General features: G+C 58.9%; 18 protein-coding genes. 8 read left to right on the top strand and 10 right to left on the bottom strand.

The window, feature by feature from the left end; all coding sequences use genetic code 11:
- Positions 1 to 109 precede the first annotated feature (109 nt).
- Positions 110 to 772: a TetR/AcrR family transcriptional regulator gene (locus FIL88_RS08485; RefSeq protein WP_142853308.1), complete on the top strand. Its 663-nt coding sequence runs from the start codon at positions 110 to 112 to the stop codon at positions 770 to 772.
- On the opposite strand, the gene FIL88_RS08480 is transcribed toward FIL88_RS08485, so the two are convergent.
- The 7 genes from FIL88_RS08480 to FIL88_RS08450 form a co-directional block, all read right to left on the bottom strand.
- The gene (locus tag FIL88_RS08480; protein WP_246066651.1) at positions 769 to 1608 is read right to left on the bottom strand and encodes a PhzF family phenazine biosynthesis protein; all 840 of its coding nucleotides are present in this window, start codon (positions 1606 to 1608) and stop codon (positions 769 to 771) included. The two genes, FIL88_RS08485 and FIL88_RS08480, sit on opposite strands and share 4 nt — an antisense overlap.
- Positions 1605 to 2867, bottom strand: coding sequence for a cation:proton antiporter (locus FIL88_RS08475; protein ID WP_142853307.1), 1263 nt, complete (start codon positions 2865 to 2867; stop codon positions 1605 to 1607). Before FIL88_RS08475 ends, FIL88_RS08480 begins: the two co-directional genes overlap by 4 nt.
- A gap of 91 nt (positions 2868 to 2958) precedes the next feature.
- Positions 2959 to 3642, bottom strand: coding sequence for an endonuclease/exonuclease/phosphatase family protein (locus FIL88_RS08470; protein ID WP_142853306.1), 684 nt, complete (start codon positions 3640 to 3642; stop codon positions 2959 to 2961).
- A gap of 21 nt (positions 3643 to 3663) precedes the next feature.
- Complete coding sequence (locus FIL88_RS08465; RefSeq protein ID WP_142853305.1) at positions 3664 to 4110, bottom strand: GNAT family N-acetyltransferase; 447 nt, start codon at positions 4108 to 4110, stop codon at positions 3664 to 3666.
- On the bottom strand, positions 4107 to 5045 hold the full coding sequence (locus tag FIL88_RS08460; protein ID WP_142853304.1) for a nucleoside hydrolase: 939 nt from the start codon (positions 5043 to 5045) through the stop codon (positions 4107 to 4109). Before FIL88_RS08460 ends, FIL88_RS08465 begins: the two co-directional genes overlap by 4 nt.
- 9 nt (positions 5046 to 5054) lie before the next feature.
- Positions 5055 to 5834 carry an exodeoxyribonuclease III gene (gene xth, locus FIL88_RS08455; RefSeq protein ID WP_142853303.1) on the bottom strand — a complete coding sequence of 260 codons (780 nt, stop codon included), beginning with the start codon at positions 5832 to 5834 and terminating at the stop codon, positions 5055 to 5057.
- Between the two features lie 62 nt (positions 5835 to 5896).
- Positions 5897 to 7087: a BaiN/RdsA family NAD(P)/FAD-dependent oxidoreductase gene (locus FIL88_RS08450; protein ID WP_142853302.1), complete on the bottom strand. Its 1191-nt coding sequence runs from the start codon at positions 7085 to 7087 to the stop codon at positions 5897 to 5899.
- A gap of 141 nt (positions 7088 to 7228) precedes the next feature.
- Here FIL88_RS08450 and FIL88_RS08445 point away from each other — a divergent pair, with 141 nt between their 5' ends.
- A complete protein-coding gene (locus tag FIL88_RS08445; RefSeq protein ID WP_142853301.1) occupies positions 7229 to 7645 on the top strand; it encodes a globin family protein in 417 nt (138 codons plus the stop codon).
- A 3-nt stretch (positions 7646 to 7648) separates the two neighbouring features.
- On the opposite strand, the gene FIL88_RS08440 is transcribed toward FIL88_RS08445, so the two are convergent.
- Positions 7649 to 7972, bottom strand: a complete 324-nt coding sequence (locus FIL88_RS08440; protein WP_142853506.1) for a HesB/IscA family protein — start codon at positions 7970 to 7972, stop codon at positions 7649 to 7651.
- 139 nt (positions 7973 to 8111) lie between these two features.
- Between FIL88_RS08440 and FIL88_RS08435 the strand changes: the two genes are divergently transcribed.
- From FIL88_RS08435 to FIL88_RS08410, 6 genes are all read left to right on the top strand, one after another.
- On the top strand, positions 8112 to 9257 hold the full coding sequence (locus FIL88_RS08435; RefSeq protein ID WP_142853300.1) for a deoxyguanosinetriphosphate triphosphohydrolase: 1146 nt from the start codon (positions 8112 to 8114) through the stop codon (positions 9255 to 9257).
- A gap of 191 nt (positions 9258 to 9448) precedes the next feature.
- Complete coding sequence (locus tag FIL88_RS08430; protein WP_142853299.1) at positions 9449 to 10699, top strand: sarcosine oxidase subunit beta family protein; 1251 nt, start codon at positions 9449 to 9451, stop codon at positions 10697 to 10699.
- Positions 10700 to 10709: 10 nt separating this feature from the next.
- The gene (locus FIL88_RS08425; RefSeq protein ID WP_185960885.1) at positions 10710 to 11198 is read left to right on the top strand and encodes a pyridoxamine 5'-phosphate oxidase family protein; all 489 of its coding nucleotides are present in this window, start codon (positions 10710 to 10712) and stop codon (positions 11196 to 11198) included.
- Positions 11188 to 11475, top strand: a complete 288-nt coding sequence (locus FIL88_RS08420) for a sarcosine oxidase subunit delta (RefSeq protein WP_142853297.1) — start codon at positions 11188 to 11190, stop codon at positions 11473 to 11475. Before FIL88_RS08425 ends, FIL88_RS08420 begins: the two co-directional genes overlap by 11 nt.
- Entirely contained in the window at positions 11472 to 14429 is a 2958-nt protein-coding gene (locus FIL88_RS08415; protein WP_142853296.1) for a sarcosine oxidase subunit alpha family protein, read from the top strand. The genes FIL88_RS08420 and FIL88_RS08415 overlap by 4 nt, the downstream gene beginning before the upstream one ends.
- A complete protein-coding gene (locus FIL88_RS08410) occupies positions 14422 to 14988 on the top strand; it encodes a sarcosine oxidase subunit gamma (protein WP_142853295.1) in 567 nt (188 codons plus the stop codon). Before FIL88_RS08415 ends, FIL88_RS08410 begins: the two co-directional genes overlap by 8 nt.
- Here the strand turns inward: FIL88_RS08410 and FIL88_RS08405 are convergent.
- Positions 14980 to 15978, bottom strand: a complete 999-nt coding sequence (locus FIL88_RS08405) for a GlxA family transcriptional regulator (RefSeq protein ID WP_142853294.1) — start codon at positions 15976 to 15978, stop codon at positions 14980 to 14982. The genes FIL88_RS08410 and FIL88_RS08405 overlap by 9 nt on opposite strands.
- Entirely contained in the window at positions 15975 to 16871 is an 897-nt protein-coding gene (locus tag FIL88_RS08400) for a LysR family transcriptional regulator (protein WP_142853293.1), read from the bottom strand. The genes FIL88_RS08405 and FIL88_RS08400 overlap by 4 nt, the downstream gene beginning before the upstream one ends.
- Between the last annotated feature and the right edge of the window lie 10 nt (positions 16872 to 16881).

Genomic DNA, 16881 nt, shown 5'->3' with positions numbered 1-16881 from the left:
AAAGGGGTGATGACACCGCGCAATGGGGTGACTTATCGCGCGGTATTTTCTAAGTATACACAGGATCGCCAAGTGACCGGCGGTCAGTACCTGAAGGAAGGTGTCTAAGGTGACTGTTGATCACGGTATGAAACGCGCCCGGTCCAAAGACCAAAAAGCCGAGCGGCAGGCCATGATTCTGTCAGCGGCCCGCGACATGATCGATGAGGTCGGCCTTGACGGTGTAACAATGGGCGCGTTGGCGAAGCGGGCGGGCTTGGCCAAGGGAACGCTGTATCTTTATGTGCGGTCGAAGGAAGAGTTGTATCTGCTGTTATTCATCGAAGCGATGGACGCCGTTGTGACGCAGTTCAAGCATCGCGCTCGACCCGGCGACAGCGCCGCGCAATTGGCGCATCTTATGACGTTGAATGCGCAAACCACACCTTTGTTCCTGCCGCTATATGCGCGCCTGATCGCGGTGATCGAGGCGAACGTGGCGGATGAGCCGCTGTTTGCTGCCAAACGCCGACTGATTGCGCTGGGGCACGAATGGGGTGCACATCTGGCGGTCGTTACCGGTGTCGGTCCTGATCAGGCCGAGCCTTTGGCCCGTACCATTACGATGACCATGCTGGGGGCGGCACAGTTCGACATCTCAGCACAGCGCGACCCCCAAGGCCTGCCAGACGACATGCGCGAGGCCTTTGCCAGCCATGCTTTCGCGCCCAGTTTCGAACCCTCGGCGCGTTTGATCCTTGAGGCAGTGATGTCGCCGCGTCGGCAAGGTTAAAGGATCAGCTTGCCTGACATCATGCGCACGGCCGATCCCGCGACCGTCACTTTTCCCGGCCCTGCTTGCAGATGGATTTGCGATGGGCGGCCCATGTCATAGCCCTGATGGATGGTCAGGCTTTGGTTTTGTCCGCGATCCGCGCAGAGAAGCGCGGCCAGCGGGGCCGCAGCTGACCCGGTGGCTGGGTCCTCGGGGATGCCGTCCAACGGGGCAAACATCCGGGCATGAACTGTGCCGTCTGCATCCTCGACCCATGCATAGACTGCAAAGTCGTGATTGCCGGGAAAAAGCTGTGTGCCTTCGCGCATGGCGTCCACATTGGGCGACAACGCCGAAAGCGTCTCGCGGCTATCCAGCTGCGCATAGACGAAATCCCCACCCAGCGAGGCAATCTCGGGCTGGGCCACGATCTGATCTTGCGTGCAGCCAATGGCACGGGCGACTAGGTCGATTTCGGGTTTACCTTTGCGCTCCAACGGCACCTCGGTCACGAAACGGGCCTGACCGGCTTCGGCGTGTGCAGGCAGGGGACCGACGCCCAATTCCAGAACCATGTCAGGGCCGTACCCCATTTCGGCCAGCATCACTGCGGTGCCGATGGTGGGATGCCCTGCAAAGGGCAGCTCGCGCATTGGGGTGAAGATTCGGATGCGGGCCGTATGGGCCGGATCCTCGGGCGGCAGAACGAATGTGGTTTCCGAAAAGTTGAACTCACGCGCGATGGTCTGCATCTGCGTGTCCGACATTCCCTCGCCATCCGGGATCACAGCCAGCTGGTTGCCGCCAAACGGCGTGTCCGTAAACACATCATAGACGGCATAGTCGCGCATCATACCAGCTCCGGTTCGCGACCAACGCGTTTTGCCATAGGGGCGACGGTCAGTCCTTGCACGATGATCGAGAAGATCACGACGATATAGGTCGCGGTCAGGATCAGCGGTTTCCATTCATTGTCCGGCAGGGACAGGGCCAAAGCAACGGAGATCCCGCCTTTCAACCCGCCCCAGGTCATGATCGGGATCACCCCGCGCGAGAAGCTGCGGAAAGGTTTCAGCAGCATCACAGGAACAGCCACAGCGGTCAGGCGGGCCACCAGCGCCAGCGCAATGGCCATGGTTCCGGCGACAACCGCGTCCATGGTGAAGGCGACGGCGAAGACCTCGAACCCGATCATCAGGAACAGGACGGCGTTCAGGATCTCGTCAATCAGCTTCCAGAACGCGTCTACATATTTGCGGGTCTCCTCGCTCATCCCATGTTTTGCGCCCACGTCGCCGATCAGCAGCCCCGCGCAGACGGCCATGATTGGGGCCGAGAAATGCAGGGCGACAGCCAGTTCATACCCGCCGAACGCAAGCCCAAGGGTCAGCAAAACCTCAAGCGAGTAGTCGTCGATCCGACGCATAATGCGGAACGTTAGCCAGCCCAGAACGACACCCAGAACTGCGCCACCCACTGCTTCCTGAAGGAACAACACGATTGCGCCCATGGCCGCACTTTCTTCATGCCCGCCGCCGTGGCTGCCATGATGTGGGAAGGCCAACCCGACCAGCACAAGGAAGACAACATAACCAACGCCGTCGTTAAACAGACTTTCGCCCGCGATCTTGGTTTCCAACGATTTTTGCAGATTGGCTTCGCGCAAGACACCCAGAACGGCAACCGGATCGGTGGGGGTAATCAGCGACCCAAAGACCAGCGCAATCAGGATCGGCATGCCGGTAATCCAGCTGAACCCAACGCCAACGACGACCGTCGACAGGGCCACGCCCATCGTGGCCATAAGAAAGACCAGCCGCCACTGTTCCCGCAGGTCCGAGATCTTTACATGCAGCGCACCGGCAAACAGCAATAGCCCAAGCATACCCTCCAACAGAGCGTCCGAGAAATCGATGCTGGTCACTTGCGTGCGCACCTGATCCGCGACACCCAGACCGGGTGCGGCAAGATCCAGCAGAAGGATCGCAACGGATGCAAACAGCGAAACCACAAGGATCCCAATGGCCGACGGCAGTTTCAGGAAAAGATAGTTAATGGCCCCAAAAAGGCCGGCCAAAACGATCAAAAGTGATGCAATTTGCAGAAAAGTCATTGTTGGCCCCGTGTGATCCATACGCCGCGTGTGCGCGCCTCTTAACACGAGAGGCAGCTTCGACAAACATCAGAAATTGCGACGGATTTACTCAGTCTGTGATGCGCAGCTTGGCCCAGACCGGCAGATGGTCCGAGGCGATGCGTGCAAGCTTGGACTGGTCCACACCGGCGTCGCGCAGTTCGACGCCTTCGGATGTCGCTATCCTGTCCAGTGCTGCCATGGGGCGCGAGGCATGATAGGACCGACCGGGCGAATGGACGTCGAAATGCACTTCTAGCGGCTCGAAGCCGCGTTTTGGGGACCATTCATTGAAATCCCCAAGGATCACCGTGGGAAGGTCGACATGATCGAAATGCTTGGCCAATGCGCGCATCTGTTGATGGCGATAGGGGCGAAGCAGGCCCAGATGGGTGCCGATGACCTGCATCTTACCTTCGATCCCAACAGACACCGCGCCACGCGGCTCCAACCCGGGCAATTCAACTGTGTGTGCGTCGTGAAAGGTCAGCCCTTTGCGTACCAGAACCGCGTTTCCATGGCTGCCAAGGGACAGCCCATTGGTGGCAAAGGGGACAGGGATAAAATCGGTCTCGCCCTCGATCATTTTGAAGGGCAGGGCCGTGGGACGGGGGCCTAGACGGCGGTCAGCCTCTTGCAGGACCAGCACATCGGCATTCAGGTCGTTCAGCACGTTCAGAATGCGGTGCGGGTCACGTCTGCGGTCCAGCCCGATGGCTTTGCGCATGTTATAGGTGGCGATTTTCAGATCCATAGCCAAGCGCCCGGGCGCGTCTTAGAAACGATGTGTCATTAAATGATAGCGGTTGCGGGACTGAAAGCCCATGCGTTCATAGAGCGCACGGACGCGGTCATTATCGGTGTCGACCTCAAGGCTCATCGCGGTGATACCTTGCCCGGACAGGGCGCGAACCAATGCGGCCAGCGCCTCGGATCCCATGCCGCGGCCACGTACACGTTCACGCACATAAAGCTCGTCCAGATAGGCGTCGATGCCGCCGAACTCGATCGACCAGCCAAAGCTGACCGCGATGTATCCAACCGGTGCCACGCGCGGGCCAATCATCCAGATCGCTCCGTGGGGCGAGCCCTCGAGAAGTGGGGTCAAAGCACCGCGACGTGTGTCGTCATCCTGCTCAATGCCACCTTCGGCATGAAACCCGGCCACAAGGGGTAAAAGCCGATCAAGGTCTTCCAAAGTGGCAAGGCGCAGGCTGCTCATAGGCGGGCGATCCTTTCGGTCAGAAGGTCAAAAAAGCCGTCCGCATCCAGATCCCCGATAAAGGTGGCATTGGGGGGATGGTCGGTGACGCCCCACCAATCGGCAACGGTCATGCCCATGGTCAGCTCGGATTGGGTTTCGATCTGCACATTGATATTGCGACCTGTGAACAGGTCAGGGCGGATCAGATAGGCGATGACGGTCGGATCATGCAGAGGTGCGCCCTCGGATCCATATTTCTCCTTGTCGAAACGCTCGAAGAAATCGGTCATCTCGGCCACGGCGTGGCCCACTGCACCGGGCAACGCACGGAAGGCGTCATTGCGTGGTTTGGTGACCAGCGCCTTGTGGGTCACATCCAGCGGCATGACCACAAGCGGAACCCCGGACCTAAACACGATATCAGCAGCTTGCGGGTCAACGTAAATGTTGAATTCCGCCGCTGGGGTCACATTTCCAACCTCGAAATAAGCGCCGCCCATCAAGACGATTTCCTGAACGCGATCCACGATATCGGGTGCACGTTCGAAGGCTGTGGCGATGTTGGTCAGCGGCCCAAGTGGGCACAGCGTCACCGTGCCGGGGGCCTCGGATCGCAACGTGTCGATGATGAAATCGACGCCGTGCTGATCTTGTACAGGCATTGTTGGTTCGCTCCAGTCAGGGCCATCCAACCCAGTCTTGCCATGCACATATTCGGCGGTCACCAAATCACGCCGCAGGGGGCGATCGCAGCCTGCGAAAATCTTGGTGTCGGGTTTACCCGCGAGTTCGCAGATGATGCGTGCGTTCTTGGTTGTTAGGGCCAAAGGCACGTTGCCCGCGACCGATGTGATGCCCAGAACGTCGACATCCTCGGGACTGGCCAGCGCCAGAAGAATGGCGACGGCGTCGTCCTGACCAGGGTCGGTGTCGATGATGATTTTTCTTGTCATGGTAAACCCTTATGCGGCCAGTTTGACCCAGATCGGCACGTGGTCCGAGGGCTTCTCGCGTCCGCGCACCTCTTTATCAATCTGGCAGTCTTCCAGCATATCGGCGCATTCCGGTGACAGCAGAAAATGGTCGATCCGAATACCATCATTGCGCTGCCACGACCCACGCTGGAAATCCCAGAACGAATATTGTTCAGCCGCTTGGTTGCGTGCGCGAAATGCCTCGGTCAGGCCAAGGTTCAGGATCTTGCGCCATGCCTCGCGGCTTTCGGGGCGGTAAAGCGCATCTTCGGTCCAGTCCTGCGGGCGGGCGGCATCTTCGGGCTGGGGGATGATGTTGTAATCACCCGCCATCAGGAAGGGGATTTCCTCGGCCAGCAACTCTTCCGCACGGGCGCGCAGACGCTCCATCCATGCAAGCTTGTAATCGTATTTCGGACCCGGCACGGGATTGCCATTGGGCAGATACAGCCCGCAGATCCGAACTGCCTGATCACCAACCACGGTCGCTTCAATGTAACGGGCCTGTTCGTCGCTGTCGTCGCCGGGCAGGCCGCGGGTCACATCCTCAAGCGGCAGCTTGGACAGAAGCGCCACGCCATTGAAGCTTTTCTGCCCGTGGGTTTCGACATTATACCCTTTGTCCTCAAAGGCTTCGCGGGGGAAGTTCTCGTCAATTGATTTGATTTCCTGCAAGATCGCCACGTCTGGCTGTGCCTCGCCCAGCCAGTCCATCAAAGCGGGCAAACGGGCCTTGATGCCATTGATGTTGAAGCTGGCAATTTTCATGGGGCTCTCCTGTCGTTGGCGGTACTGTGGGGGCAAATGCGGGTGGGCGCAAGCGGCGCGAGTCAAGCTTCGGCGATATGCCGCCCGGCGGCGTGGGCGCTGGCCCAAGCCCATTGGAAATTGAACCCGCCCAGCCAGCCGGTGACGTCGACGCATTCGCCGATGAAGTAGAGACCGGGCACGGTTTTCGACATCATGGATTTGCTGTCCAGCCCGTCGGTGGACACGCCGCCAAGGGTGACCTCGGCAGTGCGATAGCCTTCGGTGCCGGATGGGGTGAGTCGCCAGTTGGATAGCTGGCCCAGCAATGCGTCCAGTGCCTTGTCGGATTGATCCGCCAGCCGTTCCGTCAGGTCAAAACGGCCCGCCCATTCGGTGGTGAGGTGCTCGATCAGACGCGCGGGCAGGTGGCGGGACAACTCGGTCGATAGCTGCCGCCGCCCTTCGGTCTGGCGCTGTGCACGCAGGATCTCGCGCAACTCCAGCCCGTGGGTCAGGTCGATATGCACCGCCTCGCCCGGCTGCCAATAGGACGAGATCTGCAGGATCGCAGGGCCAGAGAGGCCGCGATGGGTGAACAACAGCGACTCTTCAAAGCTGGCGCGGTCGTTCCAGACGCGCACCGGCAGAGACACGCCAGATATCGCCGCAAAGCGTCCATCCGGGAAGGTGAAGGGCACCAAACCTGCGCTGGTCTCGACGATCTGATGTCCAAATTGTCGCGCAATATCATAGGCAAATCCCGTTGCGCCCATCTTGGGGATCGATTTTCCGCCCGTAGAAAGAACAAGGTTTTGGCACGTCAGCACGCCTTGTGTGGTCGCAAGACGAAACCCCGTTTGGGTTCGGTCAATCGTGTCGACCGAGGTTTCCAGCGACAGTTCAGCCCCGGCCTGCGTCAGGCGCGTGGATAGCATCTCGACGATCTGCGTGGATTTCCCGTCGCAAAACAACTGTCCCAGCGTCTTCTCGTGCCACGCGATGCCCGCCTGATCGACCAGTTCGACGAAATCCCACTGCCCAAACCGCGCCAACGCGGATTTGTGGAAATGCGGGTTCTGGCCCAGAAAATTCTTCGGCTCGGCATACATGTTGGTGAAATTGCAGCGCCCACCGCCTGAAATGCGGATCTTTTCGCCCGGTTTCTTGGCGTGGTCGATCACCAGCGTTGCGCCTGCCTTTGCGGCATAGGGTGCGGCAAACAGCCCTGCGGCACCCGCGCCGATGATGATCGTATGCCAATCCGTTTTCATGCGCGGGTCCTAGCGTGTTCCCGAGGCGGGGGGAAGAAAAATGCGCGTAGGTGCGATTTTCTGGAGTGATGGTCAGGGTTTGTTAACTCTGACCCGTCAAGTTTGAGGCAAATCTGAGGTATTACTGGAAGGAACACTGCCATGGACCATCTGACCCGCGCACAATGTTTGCACAGCCTGGACCTTCTGGTCGGACGCGAAGATGTGTTTGCTCAGGCATTTTTTCCCCTGCTGTTCAGTCGCGCACCCGAGCTGAAGGTGCTGTTTGGCGACAATATCGACGATCCTGCCCAACAGGTTCAGGTGCTGTATCGCATGATGATGGCCTTTGCCGGGAACGACGTCACGCTGACCGCCGGGATGCGCTTGATTGGGTTCCGAATGGCGATGCGCGGTATGCGGTCTGACCATGCCGAGCTGTTGGCCAACACGTTGATCGGCACGCTAAAGCGTCAGCTTGGCAATTCATGGCAAGCGGATTTCGCCTATGCGTGGCGGATCGCCAAGGAAGATGCCATGGATGCGATGGCGTTGGGAGCCGAGCTGATGGCGGCGTAAGTTCTACATCGAGAACGAAGTGCCACAGCCGCAAGATGCTGTGGCATTCGGATTGTCGATCACGAACCGCGCGCCGATCAGTTCCTCGGTGAAGTCGATGACTGCATCTGCCAGGAACGGCAGGGACACTTCATCCACCACAACCTGTTCGCCGCCCCCGTTCAGGACCAAGTCACCCTCGGCGGGGTCATCCAGCGAGATTTCGTATTGAAACCCTGAACAGCCGCCGCCTTCGACAGCGACGCGCAACGCCTTGCCCTGCGCATTCGCGCCGATCTCAGACAGGCGGGCGAAAGCTCGGTCAGTGACTTTGGGGGGCAGGGTCAGGTCCATCGGGAAATCCGTTTCATGTTCACGCCAAAGGGAATATAGGTTGGCCTGACGGGCGCGACAAGACGCCTTGAACGAGCGCGTGCGGACGGGACATCCGGGACGCGCCGAAGATGACAGGCGGAAAGGGGCAGAGATGCTGGCCAGTTTTGCAACCCATCCCGGCGCCAGCCGCGGACGGCTTTACGATGAAGGCGAAAGCGAATTTCGCGAACCCTATCAACGGGATCGTGATCGGATCATCCATTCGTCGGGCTTTCGGCGGTTGAAGCATAAGACGCAGGTTTTTGTCGAACATGAGGGCGATTATTTCCGTACCCGCCTGACGCATTCCATCGAAGTTGCGCAGGTTGCGCGTACGATTGCGGGCGCGTTGGGGCTGAATTCGCACCTGACCGAGGCCGTGGCTCTGGCCCATGATCTGGGTCACACGCCGTTTGGCCATACGGGCGAGGATAAGCTGGACGAGCTGATGACCCCCTTTGGCGGGTTCGATCATAACGCGCAGGCGCTGAAGATCGTGACGTCCTTGGAGAGGCACTATGCCAATTGGGACGGGCTGAACCTGACATGGGAGACGCTGGAAGGGATTGCAAAGCACAATGGCCCGGTGACCGGCGATCTGCCCTACGCACTGGCCGAGTATAACGCACTGCACGATCTGGAGCTGTCGACCCATGCGGGGGCCGAGGCGCAAGTGGCGGCGCTGGCAGATGACATCGCCTATAACAACCACGATCTGCACGACGGACTGCGGGCAGGCCTTTTCTTGATGGAAGAAATCGCCGAGCTGCCAATCGTCGGTGCTGCGATTTCCGAGGTGGACGGGCTCTATCCCGGTTTGGACGCGGGCCGCCGCCGGCACGAGGCGCTGCGCCGCGTCTTTGGCGTGATGGTCGAGGACGTGCTAGAGACATCGCGCGGCTTGCTAAGCGCCGCTGATCCGCAGTCGGTCGAAGACATCCGCGCGCTGGATCACGCGGTCATACGTTTCTCGCCCGACTTGTGGGCCGATCTGAAGGTCATCCGCAGCTTCCTGTTCACCCGCATGTATCGCGCACCATCGGTCGTCGAAATGCGTAATCGCGTAACGGCGGTTGTGGACGATTTGTTCGGGCACTTTCTATCCCATCCGATGGAACTGCCCGAGGATTGGTGTCGCGAAGTTGACGAAGCCGCGGATGAAACCGCATTGGCGCGTCTGGTGTCGGATTATATTGCTGGGATGACCGACCGTTTCGCACTGCAAGAACATGCACGTCTGGGCCTGTCTGCCTCGTGATCTGATCACAAGTAACACTAATGCGGTGCTATGGCTGGGTTTTGTGCCAAGCCGTCACAACACTTGTCGTGATGTCATTTCACGCATGGAATGACGAGCTATTGTCGCATTTGATCGACTTTCTGTCCGAACGAAATCTGTTTCTCTGACGTCTTTGCGGGTTTCAATACCTTGATTGCAGAGGATGAGAGATGCGCTTTTCTGGCTTTAGAGTGATCAAAGAGGCCCTGAGCGGCCATAAAGGGTGGACGCCGCATTGGCGCGATCCCGAACCGAAATCCCATTATGACTTTGTCATCATTGGCGGAGGCGGGCATGGTCTGGCGACGGCCTATTATCTGGCGAAAGAATTCGGTGCCAGCAAGATTGCGGTTCTGGAGAAAGGCTGGATTGGCGGCGGCAATGTCGGGCGCAACACCACGATTATCCGCTCGAACTATCTGCTGGACGGGAACGAGCCTTTCTATGAGTTCTCGCTCAAGCTTTGGGAAAATCTTGAACAGGATTTCAACTACAACGCTATGGTCAGCCAGCGTGGGATTCTGAACCTTGTCCATACGGATGCGCAAAGGGATGCGGCGCGGCGGCGGGGCAATGCGATGATCCTGAATGGCTCCGATGCCGAGCTTTTGGATCAAGACGGTGTGCGCAAGCTGTATCCGTTCCTGAATTTCGACAACGCACGCTTCCCGATCAAAGGCGGCTTGCTGCACCGTCGGGGTGGCACCGTGCGCCATGATGCGGTGGCGTGGGGCTATGCGCGCGGGGCAGATATACGCGGCGTGGACATCATCCAGAATTGCGAGGTCACAGGCTTCCGGACCGAAAACGGCAAATGCCTTGGGGTGGAAACAAACCGTGGTTTCATCGGTGCGGGCAAGGTGGGGGTCTCGGTCGCTGGGTCATCCGGGCGCGTCATGGAGAAAGCCGGGGTGCGTCTGCCGATCGAAAGTCATGTGCTGCAAGCTTTCGTGTCCGAGGGTTTGAAACCCGTCCTGCCCGGCGTGATTACCTATGGCGCGGGCCATTTCTATTGCAGCCAGTCCGACAAGGGCGGGCTGGTGTTTGGTGGCGATATCGACGGCTACAATTCCTATGCACAGCGCGGAAACCTTCCCGTGGTCGAGGATGTCGTCGAAGGCGGCGTCTCGTTGATCCCGGCGCTGGGGCGTGTGCGCCTTCTGCGTGGCTGGGGCGGCATTATGGATATGTCGATGGACGGCTCGCCCATCATCGACAAGACCGATATCGACGGCCTCTATTTCAACGGTGGTTGGTGTTACGGCGGCTTCAAAGCGACCCCGGCAGCCGGGTGGTGCTTTGCGCATCTTCTGAAAACCGATCAGCCACATGAAACGGCAACGGCCTATCGCTTTGACCGCTTCCGTCGCGGCTACATGATTGATGAAAAAGGGCAGGGCGCACAGCCCAACCTGCATTAAGGGCGTATCGATGATCCCAGATTTTGCAAAAGACATGATTGCCAACTGGCGGCTTGGGCATATTGCCACCGCAGATCAGGAGGGGCGACCAAACCTGTCCCCGAAAGGGACGTTTGTCGTGCATGACGATGCGACGATCGGTTTTGCGGCCATCCGCTCGCCCGATACGTTGGCAAACATCGCCGTGCGGCCCGAGGTCGAGGTCAGCTTCGTGGACATCCTGACGCGACGCTCTGTGCTGCTTAAAGGGCAGGCGCGGATTGTCACGCAGGATGCATCGGACTTCCCCGCTCTGTCGCGCCCCTATCGCAAGCTGTGGCCCGACTTGACCCTGCACGCGACGGCCATCGTGGTCATCTCGGTCACGAGCTGTCGCCCGACATGCAGCCCAGCCTATGATGTCGGCGCCGAAAGCGACGAGCTGCGTGCCCAATGGATGCGGCAGATCAACAACATCAACATTCAACACAAATCCGCCGAGGTGACACATGCTGATTAATCACCCGCTTCTAGGTCCGCGTGACGCGCAAGAGTTTACCTATCTGGGCGATGCGGCACTGATCCAGCGGCCGGATTGGCAGGCAGATGACGCAGCCGATCAGTTTCACGAGTATCTCTATCTGCGCGACAATCCGGCTGGCCTGCATCGTGAGCTTTGGTTTCACGAGGCAGGGGATCGTTCTTGGCTGGTTGTGACCCGCAACACCGTCACGCACGAAATAACGGATGTCCAACTGGCCCGCGACGTGGCCCGGAACGAGGGACGCAGCACATGACACACAGCAATCGCCTTGGCGGCGGTCTGGTCGATCAGTCCACGCGCCTGTCATTCTCATTTGATGGTGCCGAGTATCAGGGGCACCAAGGCGACACGCTTGCCTCGGCGCTGCTGGCCAATGGTGTGCGCCTTATGGGCCGGTCGTTCAAATATCACCGCCCGCGCGGCGTGATGACCGCCGGATCCGAGGAACCCAACGCCTTGGTCGAACTGCGGAGCGGCGCGCGTCAGGAGCCGAATACTCGCGCCACTGTGGCCGAGCTGTATGACGGTTTGGATGCGCGATCACAAAACCGGTTCCCTTCGTTGAAATACGATTTCATGGGGATCAATGATCGGTTCAGCAATTTCCTGACAGCCGGGTTTTACTACAAAACCTTCATGTGGCCTAAAGCGTTCTGGGAGAAGCTCTATGAACCCGTGATCCGTAAGGCTGCGGGGCTGGGGTCGGTATCTTTTCAAGACGACCCGGATTGCTATGACAAGGGGTTCCGGCATTGCGACCTGCTGGTGATCGGCTCGGGGCCCGCTGGATTGATGGCGGCGCTGACGGCTGGACGCGCGGGCGCACGCGTGATCTTGGCCGAGGAAGATTTCGTCACTGGCGGACGTCTGAACGCAGAAACCCACCAGATCGGGGATATGGCTGGGTCTGACTGGGCTGCGTCTGTTGTGGCCGAACTGGTGGCGCTACCGAATGTTCGTATTCTGACTCGGACCACAGTGATTGGAGCGTTTGATCACGGGATCTATGGCGCGGTCGAACGTGTCTCGGACCATCTGGCGGTGCCGGAAAGCGGCAAGCCGCGTCAGGTGCTGTGGCGGATCTATTCGAAACGTGCGGTTCTGGCGGCAGGTGCTACGGAACGCCCGATTGCGTTCGAAAACAACGACCGTCCCGGCGTTATGCTGGCGGGGGCCGTTCGCGCCTACGCCAACCGTTGGGCTGTCACGCCGCATAAACAGGTGGCGATCTTTACCAATAACGATGACGGACACCGAACGGCTGCGGATCTGATGGCCAAAGGCGTGACTGTCACCGGCGTGATCGACATCCGTCCCGATGCCCCATCGCTGTCTGGAGCCGAGGTCTTTGCTGGCGCACAGGTTGTCGACAGTACGGGCCGTCTGGGCCTTCGCTCGGTCAAGCTGCGTCTCGCCTCGGGCGAGCTGCGCGATTTGAACTGCGGCGCGCTGGCCGTATCGGGCGGGTGGAACCCGAATGTGCATCTGACCTGCCATCAGCGCGGCAAGCCGGTGTGGAACGACGCCATTGCGGCTTTCATTCCGGGCGGAGAGCTGCCCTTTGGAATGCGTGTCGCAGGTGCCGCCAATGGTGATCTGTCCACGATGGGCGCGCTGAAGACGGGCGCGCAGGCCGCCAAGGATGCGCTGGATGATCTGGGCATAAGAGCCCAATTGCCTGATTTGCCCAAGGCCGAGGATGCCAAAATTTCGCTGACGCCGTTTTGGTATGTGAAAGCGAGCAAAGGCCGGGCGTGGATTGACCAGCAAAACGATGTGACCGTGAAGGACATCAAGCTGGCGCATCAGGAAAACTTCCGTTCGGTCGAGCATCTGAAGCGCTATACCACGCTGGGGATGGCAACCGATCAGGGCAAGACCTCGAATATGGGCGGTCTGGCCGTCATGGCCGAGCTGACCGGAAAGTCCATTCCCGAAACCGGAACCACGATTTTCAGACCGCCTTACACGCCTGTCACCATGGGTGCGCTGGCCGGACGCTCGGTCGGGAAGGACTTCCACCCCACCCGCGAAACGCCAAGCCACAAATGGGCGACCGAACAGGGCGCAGTCTTTGTCGAGGTTGGCAACTGGATGCGTGCGCAATGGTTCCCCAAACCGGGCGAGACCCATTGGCGGCAGTCCGTCGAACGCGAGGTGAGGCAGACACGGAATTCCGTGGGCGTGTGTGATGTCACAACGCTGGGTAAAATCGACGTGCAGGGCGCGGATGCAGCGACCTTCCTGAACAAGATCTATGCCAATGGTTTTGCAAAACTTGCCATAGGCAAGGTGCGCTATGGTGTGATGCTGCGCGAGGATGGGATCGCTTACGATGACGGCACAGCCGCCCGTCTGGCCGAGGATCATTTTGTGGTAACCACGACAACGGCGAATGCGGTTCTGGTTTATCGCAACATGGAGTTTGCCCGTCAGTGTCTGTGGCCGGATCTGGATGTACAGTTGATCTCGACCACTGAAGCTTGGGCGCAATATGCCGTGGCGGGTCCGAATGCGCGCAATCTGCTACAAAAGATCGTCGATCCCGAGTTCGACATTTCCAATGACGCGTTTCCGTTCATGGCCTGTGGCGAGGTCACAGTGTGCGGCGGGCTGCGCGCGCGGCTGTTCCGGATCTCGTTCTCGGGCGAGTTGGCCTATGAAATCGCTGTGCCGACACGTTATGGTGACGCGATGATCCGTGCCTTGATGGAAGCGGGCGAAGAGTTCGACGTCACCCCCTATGGAACCGAGGCGCTGGGCGTTATGCGGATCGAAAAGGGACATGCGGCAGGAAACGAACTGAACGGGACGACGACGGCGCTGAACCTTGGGCTTGGTCGGATGGTCAGCAAGAAGAAAGACTGCATCGGCAACGTCTTAAGCGAGCGTGAGGGGCTGAACGAAGACAATGCGCTTCGTTTGGTTGGCTTGCGCCCCGTAGATGCGCGTGATGCAATCCCGGCGGGGGCGCATTTGATGAACGCTGACGGGGATGTCAGTGCGAAGACCGATCAGGGCTATGTCACCTCGGCGGCCTATTCTCCGATCCTTGAAAGCTCGATCGGGCTGGCTTTCCTGAAGGGGGGGGCGGATCGCATGGGCGAAATCCTTCGGGTGGTGAACCCGTTGGAGGGGCAAGACATCCGCGCGGAAGTCGTTAGCGCCCATTTTGTAGATCCAGACGGGGAGCGTTTGCGTGCATAATTTGAAACCAATCACTCCGCTGGGCGCCGAAACCGCGCGTGTGGATCAGTTCTCGGCCCTTACAATTGCGGAAGTCCCTGATCGGGCTCTGGCGTCTTTGACAGCGCGTGAAGGGTGCAAAGAATTCAGGGAAAAGGCCAGTGCTTTCCTTGGCTTTGAATTGCCTTCCGTGGGGCAGTCGGCTGCGGGAAGTGCCTATGCGGCGTTCTGGATTGGCCCAGAAAGCTGGATGGTGGACGCGCCCTATGGCGGAAACGAGGATTTGGCGCGGCAGGTGAAAGCTGCAGTGGAAGGCAGCGCATCCGTGGTCGAGCAGACCGATGGCTGGTGCCGATTTGACCTGAGCGGCGAGGCCACAATCGCGGTGCTGGAGCGTCTGTGTAACGCCGATTGCCAGCAGATGGCCGTCGGCGCAGTGACACGGACGCAGATCCATCATCTTGGGTGTTTCATGTGGCGGCAGGACGGCGTGTTCACTGTGATCGGACCGCGTTCGTCCGCCGGGTCGCTGCATCACGCTTTGATGCAGACCGCCCAATCCGTTTGCGGCTTAGACTGATGGCAGGCAGCTGCCATCAGTGACGCGGAAACTGTTGCTGTTCTTACGGTCCTCATGGGGCGTCACGCCGTAGACGGCTTTGTAGTGTTTCATCATCGGCGCGGTTGACGCATAGCCCACCGAATAGGCGATCTCGGTCAGGGTGTCGCTTGAATACAGAACCAGCTGCCGCGCTTGCTTCAAACGCAGAAGGCGATAGTATTTTAGCGGGCTTTCCCCGGTTGCACGACGAAAGCTGCGCTCAAGACTGCGCGTTGACATATTCACGGCTTCGGCCACGTCTTTGATTTGGACCGGGTCTTCAATATGCTCGACAAACATTTGAATTGCTTTGCTGATTTGCTTCGGCAGGGTGTCGATTGTTGCTTCCGTCGTCAGCGAGGGTGTTTTTTGCGAGACTTCGCCGGTGCGGACAAAGGGATGCTGGAACCAACAGGCGACCTCGGTCATGACCTCTGCGCCGCAGGTGTTCTCGATCAGGCTGAGCATCAGATCAAAGACTGCCGCTGCGCCTGCTACTGTAAGGCGTTGGTGACCTTCGCAAATTACTGTTTTCACGACGTCGACATCGGGGAATTCGGCTGCGAAGGCTGAATCGTAACACCAGTGGACCGAGGCTGGATGTCCCTTCATCAATCCTGTCCGGGCCAGTGGAAACACGCCACCGCTGAACGCGCCAATTGTCCCCCCCTTGCGGAGATGACGTTGCAGCCAAGCTTGTGCTTTTGCACGTTGCTTGAATATGCCGTCGGGGCTTGACGACAGGAAGAGGTAGTCCAGAGTTCCGACATCCGTCATTATGTGATCAGGGGCGAATACCACACCGGCGGATGAGGTGACAGGCTGCCCGGTTTCACCCAATACTTGCCAGCGAAAGCTCTCGGTCCCAGAGATTTCGTTCGCAGCTCGCAGCGGTTCAATCGCCGAGGTTAGGCAGGCCATCGGGAAACTAGGAAAGATGACGAAACCCAAGGTGACAATGCGAGTCATAAGGCTTTCTCCATCTCGAACTCCGAAACCGTAGCAAATATCTGGCTTTCCAACTCTCGTGCGGCGGGGGATGCAGGAGAATCAGCGTTTCGTAACAAGTGAATTTGGCGCTCGGGCGGGGACTCTGGCAGGGGGGTGAATACAAAATCTTCGCTTGAAACGGTTTTCAGTGCCATTTCAGGCAGGATTGTCACTCCCAGTTCAGCGCGCACCATGGCGAGAAGCGACGTGATGTTGTGCACGCTCAGAGTTGCCCCTGAATGCAGGCGTTGGAATGCAGGTGCGGTGATGACACGGGACAGATTGTTGGCGATGAATGGGTGCTGCGAGATCATCTCCCAAGTCAAATCTTGGTCCAGATTTGCCAAGGGGTGATGCGCCGAGCAGATCAATCCAAATTGGTCCGACAGAAGATCTTCGCAATGCAGAGTGCTTGCGCTGAGACCAGCAGTCGCGATGCCGATATCTACCCTGCCGCGCGATAGTTCATGCAGGATCGTGGTCGAGTCCATGTCGCGCAATTCTATCTGGACTCCCGGAAATCTGTTTAGAAATTCAGTAATTGCGCGCGGAAGCACCGTTGCGGCGACAGATGGGACCGCCGCGACACGGACGTGCCCGTGCTGTGCATTCGCGAAGCTTTCGATTGCGTGCACCGTGCTGTCGAACTGATACAGCTCGCGCTCGGCCTGTTCCAAAGCAAAACTGCCCAAGGCGGTCAGCCGGTTTTTGCGATCCGTCTTAAATAGGGGTTCTCCCAGATGCTCCTCAAGCTGTTTGAGCATCATTGAGACCGCCGATGGCGTGCGGTTGAGTTGGAGCGCGGCTTCGGACAGTTTCCCGGTCCTGGCGACGGCGGCAAAACAGCGGAGCATTTCGATCTTTAGTGCCATCTTCAAGTTT

Origin of the sequence: Aliiroseovarius halocynthiae, assembly GCF_007004645.1 — a bacterium.
Classification (GTDB): Bacteria; Pseudomonadota; Alphaproteobacteria; order Rhodobacterales; family Rhodobacteraceae; genus Aliiroseovarius; species Aliiroseovarius halocynthiae.
The sequence above is the reverse complement of the archived record's forward strand: the minus strand, read 5'-3'. Positions and strand labels throughout refer to the sequence as shown.